The organism is Streptomyces sp. NPDC093089 (assembly GCF_044754405.1).
In the GTDB taxonomy this organism is placed as follows: domain Bacteria; phylum Actinomycetota; class Actinomycetes; order Streptomycetales; family Streptomycetaceae; genus Streptomyces.
Genome location: NZ_JBIVPA010000016.1, coordinates 107,058 through 125,026 on the forward strand (window position 1 = coordinate 107,058; position 17,969 = coordinate 125,026).

At 72.3% G+C, this 17,969-nt stretch carries 18 protein-coding genes; 7 read left to right on the plus strand and 11 right to left on the minus strand.

What is annotated here, in order from left to right:
• Nucleotides 1-265: 265 nt before the first annotated feature.
• Both ACIQFX_RS32235 and clpS read right to left on the minus strand, forming a co-directional pair.
• Complete coding sequence (locus tag ACIQFX_RS32235; RefSeq protein WP_402470522.1) at nt 266-850, minus strand: DUF2017 domain-containing protein; 585 nt, start codon at nt 848-850, stop codon at nt 266-268.
• On the minus strand, nt 850-1,155 hold the full coding sequence (gene clpS, locus ACIQFX_RS32240; RefSeq protein ID WP_402470525.1) for an ATP-dependent Clp protease adapter ClpS: 306 nt from the start codon (nt 1,153-1,155) through the stop codon (nt 850-852). The genes ACIQFX_RS32235 and clpS overlap by 1 nt, the downstream gene beginning before the upstream one ends.
• Before the next feature lie 137 nt (nt 1,156-1,292).
• Between clpS and ACIQFX_RS32245 the strand changes: the two genes are divergently transcribed.
• Nucleotides 1,293-2,621 (plus strand): nicotinate phosphoribosyltransferase, encoded by a 1,329-nt coding sequence (locus tag ACIQFX_RS32245; protein WP_402470527.1) that lies wholly within the window; start codon nt 1,293-1,295, stop codon nt 2,619-2,621.
• 134 nt (nt 2,622-2,755) lie between these two features.
• Nucleotides 2,756-3,355 carry a nicotinamidase gene (locus ACIQFX_RS32250; protein WP_402470530.1) on the plus strand — a complete coding sequence of 200 codons (600 nt, stop codon included), beginning with the start codon at nt 2,756-2,758 and terminating at the stop codon, nt 3,353-3,355.
• 31 nt (nt 3,356-3,386) lie between these two features.
• On the opposite strand, the gene ACIQFX_RS32255 is transcribed toward ACIQFX_RS32250, so the two are convergent.
• The 3 genes from ACIQFX_RS32255 to ACIQFX_RS32265 all read right to left on the minus strand — a co-directional run bounded on the left by ACIQFX_RS32255 (nt 3,387) and on the right by ACIQFX_RS32265 (nt 4,832).
• Nucleotides 3,387-3,830, minus strand: a complete 444-nt coding sequence (locus tag ACIQFX_RS32255; RefSeq protein WP_402470531.1) for a DUF2267 domain-containing protein — start codon at nt 3,828-3,830, stop codon at nt 3,387-3,389.
• A gap of 77 nt (nt 3,831-3,907) precedes the next feature.
• Nucleotides 3,908-4,303: a DUF2267 domain-containing protein gene (locus ACIQFX_RS32260; protein ID WP_402470533.1), complete on the minus strand. Its 396-nt coding sequence runs from the start codon at nt 4,301-4,303 to the stop codon at nt 3,908-3,910.
• A gap of 97 nt (nt 4,304-4,400) precedes the next feature.
• Entirely contained in the window at nt 4,401-4,832 is a 432-nt protein-coding gene (locus ACIQFX_RS32265) for an Hsp20/alpha crystallin family protein (RefSeq protein WP_402470535.1), read from the minus strand.
• Between the two features lie 128 nt (nt 4,833-4,960).
• On the opposite strand from ACIQFX_RS32265, the gene ACIQFX_RS32270 reads away from it, so the two are divergent.
• On the plus strand, nt 4,961-5,602 hold the full coding sequence (locus ACIQFX_RS32270; RefSeq protein WP_402470536.1) for a type III effector protein: 642 nt from the start codon (nt 4,961-4,963) through the stop codon (nt 5,600-5,602).
• Nucleotides 5,603-5,665: 63 nt separating this feature from the next.
• On the opposite strand, the gene ACIQFX_RS32275 is transcribed toward ACIQFX_RS32270, so the two are convergent.
• Together ACIQFX_RS32275 and ACIQFX_RS32280 are read right to left on the minus strand one after the other, a co-directional pair.
• Nucleotides 5,666-5,977, minus strand: a complete 312-nt coding sequence (locus tag ACIQFX_RS32275) for a hypothetical protein (RefSeq protein WP_402470538.1) — start codon at nt 5,975-5,977, stop codon at nt 5,666-5,668.
• A 122-nt stretch (nt 5,978-6,099) separates the two neighbouring features.
• Nucleotides 6,100-8,508, minus strand: a complete 2,409-nt coding sequence (locus ACIQFX_RS32280; RefSeq protein WP_402470540.1) for an immune inhibitor A domain-containing protein — start codon at nt 8,506-8,508, stop codon at nt 6,100-6,102.
• 330 nt (nt 8,509-8,838) lie between these two features.
• Between ACIQFX_RS32280 and ACIQFX_RS32285 the strand changes: the two genes are divergently transcribed.
• The gene (locus ACIQFX_RS32285) at nt 8,839-9,117 is read left to right on the plus strand and encodes a hypothetical protein (protein WP_402470541.1); all 279 of its coding nucleotides are present in this window, start codon (nt 8,839-8,841) and stop codon (nt 9,115-9,117) included.
• Nucleotides 9,118-9,183: 66 nt separating this feature from the next.
• Here ACIQFX_RS32285 and ACIQFX_RS32290 read toward each other — a convergent pair whose 3' ends face one another.
• Both ACIQFX_RS32290 and ACIQFX_RS32295 read right to left on the minus strand, forming a co-directional pair.
• Nucleotides 9,184-9,918: an RDD family protein gene (locus ACIQFX_RS32290; protein WP_402470544.1), complete on the minus strand. Its 735-nt coding sequence runs from the start codon at nt 9,916-9,918 to the stop codon at nt 9,184-9,186.
• A 73-nt stretch (nt 9,919-9,991) separates the two neighbouring features.
• Nucleotides 9,992-11,548, minus strand: a complete 1,557-nt coding sequence (locus ACIQFX_RS32295) for an RDD family protein (RefSeq protein WP_402470546.1) — start codon at nt 11,546-11,548, stop codon at nt 9,992-9,994.
• A gap of 425 nt (nt 11,549-11,973) precedes the next feature.
• On the opposite strand from ACIQFX_RS32295, the gene ACIQFX_RS32300 reads away from it, so the two are divergent.
• Nucleotides 11,974-12,465 carry an SsgA family sporulation/cell division regulator gene (locus tag ACIQFX_RS32300; RefSeq protein ID WP_402470549.1) on the plus strand — a complete coding sequence of 164 codons (492 nt, stop codon included), beginning with the start codon at nt 11,974-11,976 and terminating at the stop codon, nt 12,463-12,465.
• A gap of 26 nt (nt 12,466-12,491) precedes the next feature.
• Here the strand turns inward: ACIQFX_RS32300 and ACIQFX_RS32305 are convergent, their stop codons facing one another.
• On the minus strand, nt 12,492-13,859 hold the full coding sequence (locus ACIQFX_RS32305) for an FAD-binding oxidoreductase (protein WP_402470550.1): 1,368 nt from the start codon (nt 13,857-13,859) through the stop codon (nt 12,492-12,494).
• A gap of 99 nt (nt 13,860-13,958) precedes the next feature.
• Between ACIQFX_RS32305 and ACIQFX_RS32310 the strand changes: the two genes are divergently transcribed.
• The gene (locus ACIQFX_RS32310; RefSeq protein ID WP_402470552.1) at nt 13,959-15,443 is read left to right on the plus strand and encodes a tetratricopeptide repeat protein; all 1,485 of its coding nucleotides are present in this window, start codon (nt 13,959-13,961) and stop codon (nt 15,441-15,443) included.
• Between the two features lie 709 nt (nt 15,444-16,152).
• On the opposite strand, the gene hppD is transcribed toward ACIQFX_RS32310, so the two are convergent.
• Nucleotides 16,153-17,298, minus strand: a complete 1,146-nt coding sequence (gene hppD / locus ACIQFX_RS32315; protein ID WP_402470553.1) for a 4-hydroxyphenylpyruvate dioxygenase — start codon at nt 17,296-17,298, stop codon at nt 16,153-16,155.
• 121 nt (nt 17,299-17,419) lie between these two features.
• On the opposite strand from hppD, the gene ACIQFX_RS32320 reads away from it, so the two are divergent.
• Complete coding sequence (locus ACIQFX_RS32320; protein WP_017237061.1) at nt 17,420-17,896, plus strand: Lrp/AsnC family transcriptional regulator; 477 nt, start codon at nt 17,420-17,422, stop codon at nt 17,894-17,896.
• Nucleotides 17,897-17,969: the final 73 nt, after the last annotated feature.

Below are 17,969 nucleotides of genomic sequence, written 5' to 3' on the forward strand. Positions count from 1 at the left end.
CCAGTTCCTGATCCCCCCGGATGTGGATGGAGTGCCACCGGCGGTCAGCCGGTCCAAGCGCCCTCGGGAACAGGGGTGGCGTCCCCGAGCGGTCGTGAAGATTTATCACGGGGTGGGAGGCGATCGAGGGAGTCGCGCGTGACCTGCGCCACATAAAAATGCGGACAAAAGGAACTCAAGATGGCACGGCGGACGCTCCGATAACGCATTCGTTATCCGGATTTGAGCGTCCGCTGAGCGAACACCCGCCGTCGGGGAGACCCCGCTACGGCATCAGGGTCATGACGAGGGACTCCTGGAGCGCCCCCAGCCAGAGGTACGCCATCACCATCGGCTTGCGCGGATCGGAGTCCGGCAGCCGGTACAGCTGCTCGCTCTCCTCGTCGTCCGTGACGTCGAGGCGGGTCCCGATGGTCAGCCGGAGGTCGTTGAGCGCGCCGAGCCAGGCCCGGGACTCGTCGGGGGTCAGCTTCAGGACCGCGCCGCCCTCGCCCGCCACCTCGGCGGAGAGCCCGTCCAGGGCGCGGACCACCACGAGGGCGTCCTCGCGCTTGCGGGCCCGCAGGTCGTTCTCCGTGTAGCGGCGGAAGTCGGAGGCGGCCGCCCGCAGCTCCTCGCTGTCGTCGCCGTACGCGTCGGGGAAGAGGCGCTTGAGCGCCGGGTCGGACGGCGGCTCGCTCGGCCCCTCGGAGAACAGCGCGGCCAGCGGGTCGGCGTCCGCCGCCGGCTCGTCGCCCGGCCCGATCAACTCCATGAGCTGCACGGCGAGGGAGCGGAGGATGGAGATCTCGACGTCGTCGAGCGCGACGGCGGCGCCGCCGCCGGGCAGGGACTCGAAGTGGCCGGCCATCAGAAGCGGTCCTGGGTGAGGGTCGCCCAGAGGCCGTAGCCGTGCATCGCCTGCACGTCGCGCTCCATCTCCTCGCGGGTGCCGCTGGACACCACCGCACGGCCCTTGTTGTGCACGTCGAGCATCAGTTTGTGCGCCTTGTCCTTGGAGTAGCCGAAGTACGACTGGAAGACGTACTCCACGTAGCTCATCAGGTTGACCGGATCGTTGTGCACGAGGGTCACCCACGGCACGTCGGGTTCGGCGACCGCGGAGACCTCCTCGGCCGATTCCGTACGTTCGATCTCAATAGGCGCGACGCTCACTCACCCCATGTTGTCACCCCTGGGGGCCCGTCGCACAAACGGGGCGTGTCCCGGGTCCCGTACGGGCGGGACCCGGGCGGAAGACATCCGGCGATAGAAATCGTCAGACTGACGATTTCTGCGCTAGCATCGCCGACATGAACGCTGCGGACCTTGGGCTGCCGGTGGACGTGCCGTCGACCGCGCTCTTCACCGATCAGTACGAGCTGACCATGCTCCAGGCGGCCCTGCGGGCCGGAACCGCCGACCGGCGCTCCGTCTTCGAGGTCTTCACCCGGAGGCTGCCCGAAGGGCGCCGCTACGGCGTCCTCGCGGGCGTCGGACGCGTCCTGGACGCCGTCGAGAACTTCCGGTTCGACCCCGCCGTCCTGGGCTTCCTGCGCGAGCGCGGCATCGTCGACGAGCCGACGCTGGAGTGGCTGGCCCGCTACCGCTTCTCCGGCGACATCTGGGGGTACCCCGAGGGCGAGGTGTACTTCCCCGGCTCGCCCGTGCTGCGCGTCGAGGGCTCCTTCGCCGAGTGCGTGCTCCTGGAGACGGTGATCCTCTCCATCCTCAACCACGACTCGGCCATCGCCGCGGCCGCGTCCCGCATGTCGGCCGCGGCCGGCGGACGGCGCCTGATCGAGATGGGCGCCCGCCGCACCCACGAGCTGGCGGCCGTCGCCGCCTCCCGCGCCGCCTACGTCGGCGGCTTCGACTCCACCTCGGACCTCGCGGCCGGTTTCCGCTACGGCATCCCGACCGTCGGCACCTCCGCCCACGCCTTCACCCTGCTCCACGACAGCGAGCGGGACGCCTTCCGGGCCCAGGTCGACTCCCTGGGGCGCGGGACGACCCTGCTCGTCGACACCTACGACGTGGCCGAGGCCGTCCGGACCGCCGTCGAGGTGGCCGGGCCCGAGCTCGGGGCCGTCCGGATCGACTCCGGCGACCTGCTGCTCGTCGCCCACCGGGTGCGGGCGCAGCTCGACGAGCTGGGCGCGCGCGACACGCGGATCGTGGTCACCTCGGACCTCGACGAGTACGCCATCGCCTCGCTCGCGGCGGCCCCGGTCGACGCGTACGGGGTGGGGACGCAGCTGGTGACCGGCAGCGGCCACCCGACCTGCTCCATGGTCTACAAGCTGGTGGCGCGGGCCGCGTCGGCCGACCCGAAGGCGCCCCTGGTGCCGGTCGCCAAGAAGTCCATGGGCGGCAAGGCGTCGGTCGGCGGCCGCAAGTGGGCGGCCCGCCGTCCGGACGCGTACGGGGTCGCCGAGGCCGAGGTCCTGGGCACCGGTCCCGTCCCGCCGGAGCTCGCCGACCACCAGCTCCTGGTCGAGCTGGTCAAGGGCGGCGGCGTGGTGGCCCGGGAGCCGCTGGAGACCGCCCGGTCGCGGCACATCGCGGCGCGCGCCGGGCTGCCGATGTCGGCGATCCAGCTCTCCCGGGGCGAGCCGGTGCTGCCGACGGAGTACCTGTAGCACCGCCGGGTGCTCCCGCGGGAGCACCCGGCGGAGTCCTCGGGGACGCCCCCTCCCGCCGGGAGGGGGAAGTCTCTAGGCTCGAACCCGTCTCCGAGACCCCACCCCCATCCGACGCGCTAAGGACACCCGCCATGCACCGCGCATTGATCGTTGTGGACGTTCAGAACGACTTCTGCGAGGGCGGCAGCCTCGCGGTGACGGGCGGCGCGGACGTCGCCGCCGCCATCACCGACCTGGTCGGCCAGGCGGCGGGCACCTCCTACCGGCACGTGGTCGCCACCCGGGACCACCACGTCGACCCGGGCGCGCACTTCGCGCCGGCCGGCGAGGACCCGGACTACGTGTCCTCGTGGCCGGTGCACTGCGTGGCCGGGACGGAGGGCGTCGGCTTCCACCCGAACTTCGCTCCCGCCGTCGCCAGCGGCGCGATCGACGCCGTCTTCGACAAGGGCGCGTACTCCGCCGCGTACAGCGGCTTCGAGGGGTTCGACGAGAACGGCGTGACGCTCGCGGAGTGGCTGCGCGACCGGGACGTCACCGAGGTCGACGTGGTCGGGATCGCCACCGACCACTGCGTGCGGGCGACGGCCCTGGACGCGGCGCGGGAGGGCTTCCGGACCCTGGTGCTGCTCGACCTGACGGCGGGCGTCGCGAAGGAGACCACGGACCGGGCCCTCGACGAGCTCCGGACGGCGGGCGTGGAGCTGACCGGCAAGCCGGTCGTCGCCTGAGCCCCTCCGGCGGGACGGGCCCGCTCGTTCCCTAGGCGGCCGACACGAGTTCGGCGCGGCCGAACAGCAGGGCGTAGCCGGTGGGGAGCCGGTTCAGGATGCGGGTGACGAGGTCGGGACCGGCGTGGGCGGCGACGGCGGCGAAGACGGATCCGGTGTCCCAGCGGGTGGCGGCCGGGGAGGCGCCGCTGCGGGCCGCGAGGTCCTTGACGAAGGCCCAGCCCGTCAGGGGCTCGAGGTCGGGGACCTGCGCGGTGAGGGCGCGGGCGGCCTCCAGGGGCAGGCAGGCGGCGAGGTCGACGCGCTCGTCGCCGGTCAGCTGGCGCCCCAGCCCCCCGAGGACCATGCGGACGGCCTCGTCGGCCCGCTCGCGGGTGGGGTAGGCGCCTTCGTAACGGACCTTCTCCAGCATCTGCTCGTACGCCGTCCCGTACGACTGCCGGTGCTCATGCGATACGCGCGCGTCGGAGATCACTGCGGTGCATGCCTTTCGTGGAACAGGGGGTGGTCGGGGTGGGGTGGTGCCGGAGGGTGCGGCACCACCCGTATCGGTCAGATGGGCTCGGGGCGGCCGAAGAGGAGGTCGTAGCCGACGGGCAGCTGGAACAGGATCTGCCCCAGCAGGTCGTCGCCCGCGACGTCGGCGACGGTGGACAGCACGGCACTGACGTCCCATGACGCGGTCCGCTCGGTGGCGCCCTCGACCCAGGCGGCGGTCGCCCGGACGAACCGCTCCGGGGAGAGCGGTTCGACGCTCTGCAGCGGGTTGAGCAGGATCAGGGCGAAGCCCTCGGGCAGGCGCGCCGCGAGATGGGCGCGGACGTCGCCGACGAGGTGCGCGCCGAGCAGGGCGAGCACGACACGGGCCGCGCGCTCGGCTTCCTCGGTGGTGTCGTATGCGCCGCGTTCCCTCACGTCGTCGAGGAAGGCCGCGCCTCGCGGACTCATCTCTGCCGCCCCCTTCTCCTCTTCGGACTGCCCACGGGGTGCGGAGGACGGGCGGGGGGAGATCGGGTGCCCGTCCTCCGCGTGTGTCCGGCCGGTGTCAGCCGGAGATCTCCTTGCGGTCGGAACCGACGCCGATGGAGATCTTGCGGGGCTTGGCGCGCTCGGCGATCGGGATGCGAAGGGTGAGCACGCCCGCCTCGTAGTCGGCCTCGATGCGCTCGGTGTCGAGGGTGTCGGCGAGCACGATCTGGCGGGAGAAGGCTCCCAGCGGCCGCTCGGACAGCTCCATCTGCACGTCGCCGGCCCTCGCCGTCGGCCTGCGTTCGGCCTTGACGGTGAGCATGTTCCGCTCGACGTCGATGTCGATCGCGTCGGCGCTGACACCGGGAAGGTCGAAGGCCACGACGTACTCGTCGCCCTCGCGGTAGGCGTCCATCGGCATCGCCGACGGGCGGGACCAGGTGCCCGGTCCCATCATCTGCTGTGCCAGCCGGTCCAGCTCGCGGAAGGGGTCAGTGCGCATCAACATCGTGAAAACACCTCCAGCAGGTTCAGGCAGTAGCTGCCAATGCGCCTCACTGACACCGTTGTAACATGTCATCCAATGGATGACAAACACGATGTCGTCGACATGATGACAAACTGCGGGAGGTGCCCGTGACCGCAGCCGAACCGCCACCGGAGCCCGGCGCGTACGCATACGGCCCGGCGTCGTTCCTCGCCGCCGCGGCAGCCCTCACGGCCATAGGCGACGTCCTGCGCGACGCCCAGCGGGACTCCCCGGACGCTCCCGGGGGCGACGGCCCGGGCGCGGAGCAGGCGCTGGCCTCCCTGACGCTGCTGCGGCACGTGCGCGAGGAACTCGCGGGATGGGAGACGGGCCTGATCGAAACCGCCCGCGATGCGGGCGCGAGCTGGGCGGACCTCGCCCAGCCCCTCGGCGTCGCCAGCCGCCAGGCGGCAGAGCGGCGCTATCTGCGCGGCCGCCCCGGCCCCGTCGGGAGCACCGGCGAGCAGCGCGTGACGGCCACCCGCCAGGCTCGGGCCGCCGAGCGCACCACGGCCACCCGGGCCCGCGGCAACGCCGCCGACCTGCGCCGCCTCGCCGGCCAGATCACCGCCCTCGACGACCTCGCCCCCGCCGCCCGCCGTCCGCTCGGCGAGCTCCACGCGGCCCTCGCCCACGACGACGCGGCCGACCTCCTCATCCCCCTGGCCGCCGCCCGACCGCACCTGGCCGCCGCACACCCGGACCTCGCGGCCAGGATCGACGCCCTCACGCTCCCCGGAGGGGCGTGAGGGGGCTCGGGGCCGGTGGCCCGTCGGGCCGGGCCCGTCCGGCAGATCAGGGCCGGACGGGCCCTACGCCGCGGGTTCCCTCGGGAGGGACCGTACGGGGTGCCAGAGCTCCTGCGCGGCGCCCGAGGTCGATCTCCACAGCAGGCCGTCGGGGTGGTGCAGGACGGCCGTGATCTCGTCCGGGGTGGGCGGCTCGCTGTTCCCGCGGAGGTAGACCGCGCGCAGGCCGAGGTTCCGCAGCCGGGTCAGGGCGCGGGCTCGGTTCGCGGCGTGCACCAGGAAGCGGACCGTGGCACCGTCGCGGGCCGGGCTCGGGAGCCCTATCGCGACGACCACGCTGCCGCCCGGCAGCTTGCAGAACCCTCCGTTGGGCATGCGGAACCACTCCCCCGTGGATCAGATGTCAATAAGAAAAGCGTCAGAGGCACCTAAACACGATCGGCCGCCGCCCGCTAGGGGGCGACGGCCGATCATGGTTTGACCTGCGGTTTTACTAATTACTTGGTCGAGGGACCGACCTGAACCGTGATCGTCTGGCCATCCTTCGGCTCCTTGACGACCTGGATCTTGGTGTTGGTGTCAGTTACCTGGACACCGGCACGCGGGGTCTCGGCGAACCAGTAGACGCCCTTGCGGTCGTCGAAGGTCGGGTTGCCGGCCTGGGACGGGACCCAGGTCGAGACGCCGGCCTTGTGGAGCGCGAAGCCGTCCGTGCGGGACAGGCTGAACGGCGCGTCGTACGACTGCACGCGGTTGCGCATCAGCGTGCCGTCGGACCACTTCAGCGGGCTCGGGTGCGCGTCGATCGGGAGGACCAGACCGGCGCCCGGGTGCTGGGAGGTGTTGTTGTCCTTCTGGGACAGGTCCCACTTCCAGATCAGCAGGCCGTTCTGGTACGGGTAGTGCTCGACCCAGCCCGACTTGTCACCCGTGAAACCGAAGTTGTACGGGCCGACCTTGAGGGTCGCGTCGTACGAGACGTACTGGCGGTTCTCCGCGATGTAGTACTGCTCGTACTCCTTGGTGAAGCCCTTCGCGATGCGCGAGAAGCCCTTCGACACCCAGCCGTTGTCACCGTTCTCGGCGTTGTCCGAGAAGACGGTGGCACCGTCGGCGGTCAGCGTGATGGCGTCGGCGGTGAAGCCCTTGCCGCCCGCGCCGCCGTCCGTCTGGTAGCGGAAGCGGAGGTCGAACTTCTTGCCCGCGTAGGCGCCCAGGTCGTAGACGAGCTTCTTGTGCGCGCCGGAGACGTCGGTCAGCGCCGGGGCGCCGGAGGCGTCCTTCGGGAGGGCCACGCCGTCGGCGGTGCCGTCCAGGGCGGTCCAGTTGGCGCCGCCGTCGGTCGACACCTCGGTGTAGAGGTAGTCGTAGTCGAGCTCGATGTCGTACCAGCCCTGGAGCTCCAGGGAGGCGGACGTCTTGCCCGTGAGGTCGACGGAGCGGGTCAGGGTGTTCTTGAGGTCGTCACCCATGTTGCTCCACCACTGCGTGGCACCCTCGGCGGGCGCGACGACGTCGGTGGTGACCTGCTTCTTCGGCAGCTCGACGAGGAGCGCCTGCGGGTTCTTGGTGTTGTACTCCGCGACGCCCAGCTTGTGGGTGGTCTTGGTGGAGCGCTGCCAGTCGCTGACCTTGGCGTAGTTCAGCCAGCCGAGCTGCAGCTTGTCCCAGGCGGTCATGTCGCCGGGCAGGTCGCCGATGGCGTCCTTGCCCTGGCCGAGCCAGGAACCGGAGGACATGAGCGTCCAGAACCCGGTGGAGTTCTCGCCGCCCGCGGTGTCGTAGTGGTCCGGCAGACCGAGGTCGTGGCCGTACTCGTGCGCGAAGACGCCGAGGCCGCCGTTCTCCGGCTGCATCGTGTAGTCGCCGACCCAGATGCCGGTGTCACCGATCGGGGTGCCGCCGGCCTTGTTGTTGGCCGGACCGGTCTTGCCCGCGTTGGTGCCGTAGGCGTACCAGCGGTGGGCCCACAGGGCGTCGCTGCCCTCGGCGCCGCCGCCGGCGGACTCGTCCTCGCCCGCGTGCACGATCTGGAAGTGGTCGACGTAGCCGTCGGACTCGTTGAAGTTGCCGTCGCCGTCGAAGTCGTAGCGGTCCCACTGGTCGTACGACGCGAGCTGGGCCTTGATCTGGGCGTCGGTCTGGCCCTTGGCCTTCTGGTCGGCGACCCAGGCGTTCAGACCGTCGCGGACGGTGTCCCAGACGTTGGCGCAGTTGCTCTGGCCGCAGTAGTTCGAGCCGTAACGGGCCTCGTTGTACGGGACCTTGACCCAGTCGGAGACCGTGCCGTCGACCGAGTAGCGGCCGGACGAGGTCTTCTCGTAGTAGGTCTTCAGCGACTGCTTGGGCTGTCCCTTGGCGTCCTTGCCGGTGCCGAAGTACAGGTCCTGGAAGTGCTGCTGGTTGTAGTCCGCCTGCCAGGCCGTGGAGTTGTCGTTCGCACGGTCGGGCTTGGCTATCGCGTTGTGCAGCGGGCCGGGCGCGCCGCCGTACTTCGGCTTCAGGTCCGGCGTGTCGTCGTCCTTGCGGTCGACCAGGGTGGTGTTGTCCACCTGGTCGCCGAACTCGACGAGGATGGTGAAGATCTTGTCGGTCTTCTCACGGCCCAGCTCGACGTACTTCTTGCTGCCGAGCTTGACGACCTGAGAGCCGCCGCGCTTCTCGACCTTGGCCTCGCCGTTGAGCACCTGCTCCAGCGCGGCCTTGCGCTGCTGGGCCTGCTGCTCGCTGAACGGGCCTTCGAGGTCGTGGTCGACCGTCGTCTTGTCGACGGTCTGGATGCCGGCCGGCTCCACGCTTCCGTGGTTGTCGGCCCAGGCGGTGGTGAAGGTCGAGGCGGTGGCGGCGGTGGCCGCGAGCGCCACGACGACTGCGGACGCTCTGATCGCCCGTCGTCTGTTGGTCACTTGGTGTGTTCCTCCCCGGCGCCCGCCGCCCTCGGACCGAATGGTGGGGTGTCCGTCCGGCGGGGTCGCGCGTCACAAGTGACGACATTCGACCGGAGTGAGACAAGAAAAGACAGATCTTGACTTGCACAGACCAAGTGCACTATGCGGGAGCCGGATTCCGCTATTCGGACACCCAGGAGGCGCATCCCGGCCGAGAATTGGGCATCTCGTGACCCTGTGCGCCCCCCGTGCACCGGCGGCGTGGGTAAGGTCACGCTTACTTCCCACCCCGCTCGGGCATCCACCGTCATAGAGTCGAACCGATGTCCCGAGAGGGCGGTACCCGTCATGCAGCGTCCGAACGCCGCGCAGCTCGCCTACGGTTCGGCCACCGTCGTCCTCACGACCGTCGCCCTGCTGCTGCTCTCGCGCGTGACGACGACCCTCGGCATCGCGGTGATCTGCGCCGCCGGACTCCTCCTCGGCATTCTCGTGGCGGTGACGATGCCCGCACGGACGAGGCCCGTCAAGAGCCCCGCCGCGGTTCCCGCGCCCGCCGGGAGCGAGACGATCCGCGTACCGGCTCCGCGCGTGGGCGCGGGCGCCGATACCCGGATCGGTTCGTGACGCTTCGTCCGTTCCCGTAGGCGTACACATCCGCGCACGCGCGCGCGTACCCGGACGAACGGGTCGCTACTGCGGGACCGAGACCACCACCGTCTTCGCCGCCTTGTCGTGCAGGCCCTGCTTGTACGGCTTGTCGACCAGGATCAGGATCAGCAGCAGCAGCGGCCACAGGCAGGCGCAGCAGATCAGCGCGGGCAGCCAGAGGACCACGGCGCGCAGCAGCGACTGGCTCATCGGGGGCGTCGAGCCGTCGTTGAGCATCGCGACCCGCAGCTTCATCAGCTTCTTGCCGAGGGTCTGGCCGTTCTTGGCCACCATCACCGTGTCGTACGCCACGTACGCGACGATCGTGATGAGCTGGAAGACCAGCTGGCTGCCGCCGTTGAAGCTGTTGACCGTGTCGCCGAAGTCGTTCCCGTCCCGGGTGGCCCGCTCGTAGACGTCGAACGGGATGCCGATGACCGCCAGCGGAATCGCGATGATCAACCAGTCGACGAGCCGCGCCAGGATGCGGCGCCCGGAGTCCGCCAGCGGCGGCATCCCCGACAGCGGATCCGTCCCGCCGTACCCCCCGCCGTAGCCGCTCCCGTACGGGGGCGGGGGCGGCACGTTGCCGTACGGGGAGCCGTACGGGTTCCCGGGCGGCGGCCCGCCGGGCGGGGGTCCTCCCGGCGGGGGTCCTCCCGGCGGAGGCCCGCCGGGTGGCGGCTCGCCGGCGGAGGGGGGCGTGGGCTCCTGCGGCCTCTTGCGGAACGGGTCCTCGTCGGGCGGCTGGCCGGGCGGCGGCTGGTCGGTGCTCATGGGGGCAGTGCATCCCGGGGGCGACGACCCCGCAAAAGATCGCCGCCCGTTCGGGGGACGGCCCGGGGGCGCGCTAGCGCGCCACGAAGGTGCGGGCCGCCTTGTCGTGCCAGCACTGCCGCCACGGGCGGTCGAAGAGGCACCACAGGACGTTGAGCACGCCGACGACCAGGAGCCCGAGGACGCTGTAGAGGAGCCAGCGGACGAGGGCCTTCCCGAACGTCGGCGGCTGGTGCCCCTCGATGTCCCGCACCTGGAGACCGCACAGCTTCTTGCCCAGCGTCCGGCCCCACTTGGCCGTCGGCAGCGCCTCGTACAGGACGCCGAGCACGAACAGCGCGCCCAGCGCGATGCCGAACTGGACGGAGGTCGTCGAGTCCACCAGCCAGACCTGGACGGTGACCCCGGACTGCCGGGCCGCCTCGATCTTTCCGTCGATGTGGTCGAGGGCCGCGGTCACGAACGGGAAGGAGGCCGCGCCGACCAGCGCCCCGAGGACGACGGTGTCGATCAGCCGCGCCGTCAGACGCCTGCCGAGCCCCGCCGGCCTGGCCGCCGCCTGCTCGCGGGCCGCCTGCTGGAACACGTCCTCGACGGGCGGCTTCCAGGGGACGACGGGCTGCTGCTCCTGCTGCGCCTGCGACTGCGGTTGTTGCTGTTGCTGCTGCTGCGCCCAGGAGGGCGTCGACGGGGCAGCCGCGGGTGCGGCCGCCGCGGGCGCCGGGGCCGACTGCGCGGGCTGGGGCCGGGGCTGCGGCTCCGGCCGGGGCTGCACGGGCTCCGGGGAGGGCGTGGGGATCGGCGTGACCGGCATCCCGCCGAGACGGGCGGCGCCGCCCGTCGCCCGGGGGTCGGGCACCCGCGCGGGGGACTCGGCCGGCGCCTCGGCCGGCTCGGTCCCGCCCGCGACCGGCCACTCCGCCGGGGTGCGCGGGTCGGCCGCCCGGGGCGCGCCCCAGGAGACCTTCCGGTCGAGGTCGCCGCCGAAGCCGGTCTGCCGGGCGCTGTCCGCCTGCCAGGCCGAGGCCGGCTCCGGAGCGGCCGGCTCCTCGTCGAAGAAGACGGGCCCGGTCTCCTCCACCGCCGGTACGGGTCCGTGCGCCTGCGCCGGAGCCGCCGCCCGGTGCTGCGGCTGGGCCCCGCCGGGCCCGTGCTGGGCCGGCACGGAAGCGGAGGGCTGCACGGGGGCGGGGCCCTGGGTCCGGACGGGCTCGGGGGCCTGGACCGGGTCCGGGGTCCTGACCGGGTCCGGGATCCGGGCGGGGTCCGTGTGCCGGGCGGGTTCCGGGGTCCGGGCGGGTTCCGGGGTCCGGGCGGGTTCCGGGGTCCGGGCGGGTTCCGTGTGCCGGGCGGGTTCCGTGTGCCGGAGCGGCTCCGCGGGTCGGAGCGGCTCCGCGGGTCGGGCGGAGGGCTGGACGGGTGCCGGCGCGGGTCCGGAGGCCAGGATCGGGCCTGCCGGGACGGCCGAGGCGGGCGGGTGGGGCGGGACCTGGCCCTCCGGGGGCGCGGGCCGGCTCGTGCCGGGGACCCAGGCGCCGCCGTTCCAGTACCGGATGTACCCGGGAATGGACGGATCCGGGTAGTACCCCGCCTGCGGTACCTCTTCGCCGCCTCCGGGAGGAGTAGCCACTGCCCCGACTCCGTTCAGTCACAACGCGTTTGATCCGCACGGCCGCTCGCCGGGCGTGCCGCGCCCAAGGAGGACAGTAACGAAGAACGTCCCCGAGGGAACAAAGAGCCCGCGAGAAAGGCCGCCTTCGAGGGACACCTACCGGAATCGATCACTCCCGGTGAGGTTCGGGCCGGTGCATCCGGCCCTCGTCCGACCGATCCCGAGACCTGTCCCGAGACCGATGCCGGGACCGATGCCGGGACCGATCCCCCGACCGCCCTCGCGACCGGCTCACCGCCCGGCTCCCCGCCCCGCTTCCTGCCCGGAGCCGCCCCGGAAAAACTTCCCGAAAAAACTTCCCGAAGTCGCGTAATGAACCGCGGGGACCCCGCTCTCTCCCGGTGAAGGCCCGCACGGGGCCGTCCGAGACAAGGAGCGCGACCATGCAGAACACCGACAACACCACGGTCGAGCGCGAGCTGGAGCTGAAGCTGGTGCTCTCCCCCGAGCGCGCCATCCCGGTCCCCGCCCGGCTCGCCTACCGCACCGACGACCCGTACGCCGTCCACATCACCTTCCACGTCGGCACGGAGCACCCGGTCAACTGGACCTTCGCGCGCGAACTCCTCGTCGAGGGCGTCTTCCGGGCCTGCGGCCACGGGGACGTGCGCATCTGGCCCACGAAGGTCGACGGCCGCAGCGTCATCCTGATGGCGCTCTCCTCCCCCGACGGCGACGCCCTCCTCGAAGCGCCGTCCGCGCAGGTGTCGGCCTGGCTGGAGCGCACCCTGCGGGCCGTCCCGCCGGGCACCGAGTCCGAGCGGCTCGGCCTGGACGACGGGCTGGCCGAACTGCTGGCGACCACCGTGGCCACCGACGAGCTGTGGCTGCGCGACCCGTGGCCGTCGGACGAGTCGCAGGACGGCGAGCTGTGACCCCCGTACAGCGCCCTGAGGGGGCCTCAGAACAGCTTTCCGGGGTTGAGCAGCCCCAGCGGGTCGAAGGTCGCCTTGATGCCGCGCTGGAGCTCCAGGCCGACCGGGCCCAGCTCCCGTGCCAGCCACTCCTTCTTGAGGACGCCCACGCCGTGCTCGCCGGTGATCGTGCCGCCGAGGGCGAGCCCGAGCGCCATGATCTCGTCGAAGGACTCCCGGGCCCGCCGCGACTCGTCCTCGTCGGTGTGGTCGAAGCAGACGACGGGATGCGTGTTGCCGTCGCCGGCGTGCGCGCAGACGCCGATCGTCAGGCCGTACTTCTCCGCCACGGCCGCGGTGCCGTCGAGCATCTCGGCCAGCCGCGTCCGCGGCACGCACACGTCGTCGATCATCGTCGCGGACTTGATCGTCTCCAGGGCCGTGAGCGAGAGCCGGCGCGCCTGGAGGAGGAGTTCGGACTCGGCGGCGTCCGCGGCCGGGACGACCTCGGTGGCACCCGCCGCCACGCACAGCTCCCCCACGGCGGCCAGGTCGGCGGACGGATCCGGAGTGTCGAAGGCACACAGGAGCAGCGCCTCGGTGGTGTCCGGCAGCCCCATGCGCGCCAGCTTGTTGACCGCCTGGACGGTGGTGCGGTCCATCAGTTCGAGCAGCGACGGCGTGTGGCCCCGCTCCATGATGGCGCAGACGGCCGCGCAGGCCGCCGCCGCGGAGGGGAACTCGGCGGCGAGCGCGAGCTGCGCGGGCGGCTGCGGCTTGAGCGCGAGCACCGCCCCCACGACGATGCCGAGGCTGCCCTCGGAGCCGACGAAGAGCCTGGTCAGGTCATATCCGGCGACGCCCTTCGCGGTGCGCCGGCCGGTGGTCAGGAGCCGCCCGTCGGCGAGGACCACGTCGAGACCGAGGACGTACTCGGCGGTCACCCCGTACTTGACGCAGCACAGGCCCCCGGAGGCGGTCCCGATGTTCCCGCCGATGGTGCACGACTCCCAGCTTGACGGGTCCGGCGGGTAGTACAGGCCGTGCTCGGCGACGGCCCGCGACAGCACGGCGTTGACGACACCCGGCTCGACGACGGCGATCCGGTCGACCGGGTTGATCTCCAGGATGCGGTCCATCTTCACCAGGGAGAGCACGATGCAGCCGTCGGAGGCGTTGGCGCCGCCGGAGAGGCCGGTACGGGCCCCCTGCGGCACGACGGGGACACGGAACTCCGTCGCCGTCCGCATCACGTGCCGCACCTGCTCGACGGTGCGCGGAAGCACCACGACAGCGGGCGCCCCCGCCTCGCAGAAGCTCGCCATGTCACGGGCGTACGACGCCGTCACGTCCGGATCGATGAGCAGCGCCTCGGCGGGAAGACCGGCGCGCAGCCGCGTCAGGAGATCGTCCATGCGTCCCAGCCTGGCACCCGGGGCCATCGGTGTGAACCCGCCGGGGCGGGCGCTTCGTGCGGTCTTCGGACGGGCGCGTCCGGGCGCACAGTGAGCGCCATGAAGACCCAGAACGTGTCGAGGACCGTGCTCGCGGGCGGGGTGGCCGCGGTGCTCGCGGCGACGGCACTGCTGTACGTCCCCGAGCTGGTCGGCCAGGGGCCGCCGCCCCCGCCGGGTCCGGCCGAGCGGGCGACGATCGCCGCCCACGCGGGCGCGCAGGCCGCGCTCCCCGACCTGGCCGCGCTCATCGCCGACCGCGAGAAGTGGCTGCGCGCCCACCCGGACGACGACGCGTCCTGGGCGGAACTCGGCGCCGCCTACACGGAACGGGGGAAGCGCCTCGGCGACGTCCGCGACTACCCCCGGGCCGAACGGGCCCTGCGGCGCTCCCTCGCCGAACGCCCCGCCGCCCGCGGCAACCTCGCCGCGCAGCTCGGGCTCGGCACGCTCGCGGGCGCGCGCGGCGACTGGAAGACCGCCAAGGAGTGGGGCGAGCGGGTCCGGAAGGCCGACCCGCGGCGCTGGACCGCCTACCCGGTGCTCATCGACGCGTACAACGGCCTCGGGGACCACAAGGCGGCCCGCAAGGCGATGGAGACCCTCGAAGGGCTCCACGCGGGCGCGTCCGTACGCACCCGGGCCGCCCAGACCTACCGCGACCGCGGCTGGCGCGAGGACGCCGACGCCGCCGCCCTCGACGCGGCCGCACTCGCCGAGACCGACACCGAGAAGGCCGCCTCGCTCGCCCGGCTCGGCGACCTCGCCTGGGAACGGGGCGAACCCGCGGAAGCCCTCCCCCGGTACGACGCCGCGCTCCGGCTCGAACCGGACCACGGGCCCGCCCTCGCCGGCCGGGCACGGGCCCTCGCCGCCCTCGGCCGCCCCGACGACGCACTCCGCGACTGGCGGGCCGCCCTCGCCCGCCTGCCGCTCCCCGAATACCTCCTCGAAGCCGGCGAACTCCACCAGTCGCTCGGCCGCGACGGTGACGCCCAGGCCCTCTACACCCGCCTGCGCACCGGCACCTGGACCGGAGCCGAGACCACCCTCGGCCTCTACGAGGCGGACCACGGCGACCCCGCCGCCGCGGCCGTCCGCATGCGCGCCGAATGGGCCCGCGGCCACCGCTCGCTGCGCGCCGCCGACGCCCTCGGCTGGGCCCTCCACCGCTCCGGCTCCACCCGCGAAGCCCTCGGCTACGCCCGGATCGCCACCGACGAAGGGCTACGCAGCGCCCTCTTCACCTACCACCGCGCCGAGATCGAACGCACCCTCAACCTCGCCGGGCCCGCGCGTCGGCACCTCGCCGAAGCCCTCCGCATCAACCCGCACTTCTCCCCCCTCCACGCGCCCCGCGCCTCCGCCGCCCTCGCGGCCCTCTCCGACCTCCCCGACGACCTTCCCCCCGAACTCCGCCCGACCGCGGCGTCCCCCGAACCGACGAAACCCCCGGCCGCCGCGTCCCAGGCCGCCGCCGTGGCCCCCGAACCGACGAAACCCCCGGTCCCGTCGACACCACCGCCGACAGAACCGGGGGAATGACGCCCCGACCCAACCCCCGTCCGGACCGGGACACCTCACCCGGGCCGCCCCCCTGACGACCCGGACGCACCCGCACCCCCATGCGGGCCCACGCGCTGCCCTGGCCCACCTCCGCGTGGGCCGCGCCCGCCAACCTGGCCCGCCGCCGTGTGGGCCGCGCCCGCACCCACGCGCCCTCCGCCGACCCGCCGCCGTGTGGGCCGCGCCCGCACCCACGCGCCCTCCGCCGGCCCGCCGCCGTGTGGGCCCGCGCGCCGGCAGCCGGGCCACCCTCCGTGTGGGCGATCGTCCCGCTGGGGCGTGGGGGCCCCCCGGACGGAGTCCGGGGGAGGGTGGGCACACGGGACGGCGCCCTCGGCGGCGCGCTCGCCACTTGCGCCTGGACCCGCACCGATAGCGAGCCGCGCAACGGGTGCGGGTTCGGGCGCGGAAGCCTGGGCCCGGCAACGGGCGCCGTCCGTCGTGCCCACCCGTCCCGCCCCTGGCGGACGATTGCCCACAACGGGGTGGGCCGGAGTGCGCCGTCCGTTGCACCACAACGAGGTGGGCCAGGCCCGGCCCGGACGGGCCTGACAAGGGCGCGATGTCCGTTGTGGCACAACGAGGTGGGCCGGGCCCGGCCGGGCCGGACAGGGGTGCGGTGGCCGTTGGGCCGCAACGGGGTGGGCGCCGTCCCCGCGGGCGAAGGCCCGGGGGGACGGCGGGGTGACTAGAGGTTGCCGCGCTTTTCCTGTTCGCGCTCGATGGCTTCGAAGAGGGCCTTGAAGTTGCCCTTGCCGAAGCCCATGGACCCGTGGCGCTCGATCATCTCGAAGAAGACGGTCGGACGGTCCTGGACGGGCTTGGTGAAGATCTGCAGCAGGTAGCCGTCCTCGTCGCGGTCGACGAGGATCTTCAGCTCGCGGAGGGTCTCGACGGGCACGCGGGTCTCGCCGGCCCACTCGCCGAGGGTGTCGTAGTACGAGTCGGGGGTGTCGAGGAAGGAGACGCCCGCGGCCCGCATCGCGCGCACGGTGGCGACGATGTCGTTGGTGGCGAGGGCGATGTGCTGGACGCCGGCGCCGCCGTAGAACTCGAGGTACTCGTCGATCTGCGACTTCTTCTTCGCGATGGCGGGCTCGTTGATGGGGAACTTCACCTTGAGGGTGCCGTCCGCGACGACCTTCGACATCAGCGCCGAGTACTCGGTCGCGATGTCGTCGCCCACGAACTCCTTCATGTTCGTGAAGCCCATGACCTTGTTGTAGAAGCCGACCCAGTCGTTCATCTTGCCGAGCTCGACGTTGCCGACGCAGTGGTCGATGGCCTGGAAGGTGCGCTTGGCCGGCGGCTCGACGATGGGGTTCGCGGGGACGAAGCCCGGGAGGTAGGGGCCGTCGTAGCCGGAGCGCTCGACGAGGGTGTGGCGGGTCTTGCCGTAGGTGGCGATGGCGGCGAGGACGACGGTGCCGTTCTCGTCCTTGAGCTCGTACGGCTCGGTGATGCCGGTGGCGCCGTGCTCGACGGCGTAGGCGTACGCGGCTCGCGCGTCGGGCACCTCGATCGCCAGGTCGACGACGCCGTCGCCGTGCTCGGCGACGTGGTCGGCGAGGAAGCGGCCCCGGTCGGTGGAGACCTTGATGACGGAGGTGAACACGAAGCGGGCGGCGCCGTTGGTGAGGACGTAACTGGCGGTCTCGCGGCTGCCGTTCTCCGGTCCGGAGTAGGCGACCAGCTTCATGCCGAAGGCCGTGGAGTAGTAGTGCGCGGCCTGCTTGGCGTTGCCGACGGCGAAGACGACCGCGTCCATTCCCTTGACCGGGAAGGGATCGGCCTTGCGCGCGGTGGAGGGGGTGTGATCGATGGTCTCAGTCATGGCAGCAATGTCCCGCCGTTCGGCAAGGTGCGCAAGAGTTCTCTGATCTACTGGTCAACTTGTACAGCGATCGACGAGGATGGCCGTGCGACTTGTACATCATGACCACGAGGAGACCACTGTGGCGATCGATCATCTGGACGGCCGGCTGATCGCGCTTCTCGCACGCGAGCCGCGCATAGGGGTCCTGGAGGCGTCCCGGCGCCTCGGCGTGGCGCGCGGCACGGTGCAGGCGCGCCTCGACCGCCTGCAGGACAGCGGCGTGATCAGGGGCTTCGGGCCGCAGGTGGATCCGGCGGCGCTGGGCTACCCGGTGACCGCGTTCGCCACCCTGGAGATCAAGCAGGGGCAGGGCGCGGACGTGCGGAACCATCTGGCGACGGTCCCCGAGGTTCTCGAACTGCACACCACGACGGGCCACGGCGACATGCTCTGCCGCCTCGTGGCCCGTTCCAACGCGGACCTCCAGCGGGTGATCGACCGCGTCGTCGGCTTCGAGGGGATCGTCCGGGCGTCCACGGCGATCGTGATGGAGAACCCGGTGCCGCTGCGGATCATCCCGTTGGTGGAGCAGGCGGCGGGGGACGCGCCGCTGTAGCCGGACTCACCCCTTCCGGCGCCGGGCCCGGGGTTGCAAAGGACCAGTTGCAAAGAACCCCTTGCAACTGGTC